The sequence below is a fragment of the Saccharothrix hoggarensis genome, from assembly GCF_042678885.1.
Lineage (GTDB): Bacteria > Actinomycetota > Actinomycetes > Mycobacteriales > Pseudonocardiaceae > Actinosynnema > Actinosynnema hoggarensis.
The window spans coordinates 1-1,520 of the sequence record NZ_JBHTLK010000473.1; the positions used below are offsets into that span (position 1 = coordinate 1).

The 1,520-nt window shown below is 74.3% G+C and carries 2 protein-coding genes; both read right to left on the bottom strand.

Features of this window, described 5'->3' with window-relative positions:
• The coding region (locus tag ACFQ3T_RS36520) for a hypothetical protein (protein WP_380730727.1) at positions 1-744 on the bottom strand (744 nt) is incomplete at its 3' end.
• A gap of 315 nt (positions 745-1,059) precedes the next feature.
• Positions 1,060-1,520: CHAT domain-containing protein (locus ACFQ3T_RS36525; RefSeq protein WP_380730729.1), on the bottom strand; the 461-nt coding region annotated here is incomplete at its 5' end.

Consider the following 1,520-nt stretch of genomic DNA (forward strand, 5'->3'; position numbering starts at 1 on the left):
CGCCGCGGTCTCGTCCGCCGTCGCCGTCGGGACGCTCGGCGCGGGCGCCGGGGTCAGGGCGGCTTCGGCGGCGGCGCGGGCGGCTGCCTTCGCGGCCACCTTCGCCTCGTACATCGGGGCGGGCATGGTGTTGGACACCGACCCGGAGTGGCTGTAACCCGAACTGCTGGAACCGGGGTGCGTGTACTCCGAGTCGTCGGAGTACGGGTACCGGTCGTCCTCGGGGTACGGGTAGGCCTCGGCCTCGCCGGAGTAGCCGCCGGAGTAGCTGCCCGCGTGGTCGCCCGACGGCCCGCCCGGGAACCCGGACATGGCCACGACCGCCGGGAACGCGGCCTCCGGCTCGACCGCGGACGCGGCCAGGGGGTTCAGGTCGACCGTGAAGAGGTGGAACTCCGGGTCGCGCGCGATCTCGTCGGCGCCGGCCTGCGCGGCCGCCGGCACGAGGGCCTGCGGAAGGGACTCCGGCAGGCCTTGCGGAAGAGCCCCGGGGAGGGCGGAACCGGCCGACTCGGCGGCGGGCGCGGCTTGTGGCAGCACGTCGTCCAGCAGGCCGGCCGGCACGCGGAGGTCGTCGAGCGCCACGGTCAGCGCGTCGAGCGGCTGCGCCACCTCGTCGGCGTGGTCCTCGTCGGCCGCGGCGGACCCGGCGCAGACGAGCCACGCCGCCGTCGCCAACCCGCCCGCGGCGAGCGTCCTGAGCAGCAGCGATCCGCTGCGGCGCACCGCGTCGGAGACTGCCACCGTGGATCACCACCGTTCCGGGTACGGCGAACGGGACGGACCGTTCGAGGTCGACGTTCTGCTATGTGTAGCACTGGTTACGGGATTTTCGAACGTTCTCCGGCGGAACCCACTCGGAAGGGCGGTGCGGTGCGGCTGTCCGGGTTGTTCCGCCGGTTCGCGAACACCGTCCGTTGTGGTCACGGGCTCCTGGCGCGAGTCCGGAAGTCCGCTGTGGACGCGGAAGTCGTGTCCCGTGTGGACGGCTGAGCGGCGGTTTCGTGGTCGGGGTCGGCGTTAGACCATTCGGGTGTCGACCGGTCGGGCGGCACCCGGTCACCCCGCGCCGACGCACACGAAACCGAGGTCACCGTGCCGGGCCTGGGCGTCCGCAAGCGCTTGCGCGGGCCGGGCCAGGTGGGCGTGCAGATCGATCATCAGGCTCACCACCCGGTCGTCCGGCACCGCCCGCACGCTCTCCACGACGACCCGCGCGCCGCGCCGCAACAACACCCGCGCCAGGCCGGACTCGCACGCGGACAGCACCACGACGGACGGGACCCTCGGCAAGGCGTTCAGGTCGTGCCCGTACAGCGGGCCGTCGTCCAGTCGCAGGTAGGAGAACAGCTCGCCCCGGCGGACGCCGTGCGCGGCCACGTGCGCGACGTCGGCCCGGCCCATCCCGCGCAGCGCACCGTCCACTGTGGACTGCATGCGGCCGCCGTGCGCCCGGCGCAGCACCTCCACCTCCCGGCGCGCGTGCCGCAGCCGCGGCCCGGCGACCCAGAGGCGTCGCG